Source organism: Burkholderia sp. AU4i, from assembly GCF_000466765.1.
Lineage (GTDB): Bacteria > Pseudomonadota > Gammaproteobacteria > Burkholderiales > Burkholderiaceae > Burkholderia > Burkholderia cepacia.
Genome location: NZ_ASSI01000431.1, coordinates 1 through 1061 on the forward strand (window position 1 = coordinate 1; position 1061 = coordinate 1061).

Consider the following 1061-nt stretch of genomic DNA (forward strand, 5'->3'; position numbering starts at 1 on the left):
ACCATGAGCTATAACGCCCCCGTCAAGGACATGCTGTTCGTGCTGAAGGAACTCGCGGGCATCGACACCGTTGCGCAACTGCCGGGTTTCGAGGACGCCGGTTACGACACGGCGCAGGCCGTGCTCGACGAGTCCGCGAAATTCTGCGGCGAGGTGCTGGCGCCGCTGAACGTCGAAGGCGACCGCAATCCGAGCAGCTGGAAGGACGGTGTCGTGACCGCGACGCCGGGCTTCGGCGAAGCGTTCCGCCAGTTCGTCGAAGGCGGCTGGCAGGGGCTGCAGCACCCGTCCGAATACGACGGCCAGGGGCTGCCGAAGCTGATCGCGACGCCGTGCATCGAGATGCTGAACGCGGCGAACCTGTCGTTCGCGCTGTGCCCGCTGCTGACGGACGGCGCGATCGAGGCGCTGCTGACGGCCGGCACCGACGAGCAGAAGCAGCGCTACGTGCCGAAGCTGATCTCGGGCGAATGGACCGGCACGATGAACCTGACCGAGCCGCAGGCGGGCTCGGATCTTGCGCTGGTGCGTTCGCGCGCCGAGCCGCAGGGTGACGGCACGTACAAGGTGTTCGGCACGAAGATCTTCATCACGTGGGGCGAGCACGACATGGCGGACAACATCGTCCACCTGGTGCTGGCACGCACGCCGAACGCGCCGGAAGGCGTGAAGGGCATCTCGCTGTTCATCGTGCCGAAGTTCCTGGTGAACGACGACGGCTCGCTGGGCGAACGCAACGACGTGCACTGCGTATCGATCGAGCACAAGCTCGGGATCAAGGCGAGCCCGACGGCGGTGCTGCAATATGGCGACCACGGCGGCGCGATCGGCTACCTGATCGGCGAAGAGAACCGCGGCCTCGAATACATGTTCATCATGATGAACGCGGCGCGCTTCGGCGTCGGGATGCAGGGGATCGGCGTGGCCGACCGCGCGTACCAGAAGGCCGCGGAATTCGCGAAGGAGCGCGTGCAGAGCCGCCCGGTGGACGGATCGGCCAAGCAGTCGGTGACGATCATCCATCACCCGGACGTGCGCCGGATGCTCGGCACGATGCGCGC

At 66.4% G+C, this 1061-nt stretch carries 1 protein-coding gene; it reads left to right on the forward strand.

Annotation, left to right across the window (positions count from 1 at the left end; genetic code table 11):
- Positions 1–3: 3 nt before the first annotated feature.
- Positions 4–1061, forward strand: a 1058-nt coding sequence (locus L810_RS43285) for an acyl-CoA dehydrogenase family protein (RefSeq protein WP_042978470.1), incomplete at its 3' end; no start/stop codon positions are given.